The organism is Neobacillus drentensis (assembly GCF_036965645.1).
Taxonomy (GTDB): Bacteria; Bacillota; Bacilli; order Bacillales; family Cytobacillaceae; genus Neobacillus; species Neobacillus drentensis_D.
The window spans coordinates 1-223 of record NZ_JBALPZ010000163.1 but is presented as its reverse complement, the minus strand read 5'-3'; positions in this window follow the sequence as shown (position 1 = coordinate 223).

Here is a 223-nt window from a genome sequence, read left to right as displayed (position 1 = left end):
CTTGGAAATTATCCATTCCTAACATTTGAAGTTCATTTTGAAGATTCTGCATTTTTTCCTCCCCTTTGTATTTATTAATTAGGTTCGTCATACACCTATATAGAGAGATGAACGAGGGTAATTCGTCAGTTTCGTTTAAATGAAACCATCATATATACCTGTACTCTCTTCAACAAATTATGATTTCTGTTAGGTCATTGTCACTGATTTAAGTGCCTATTTC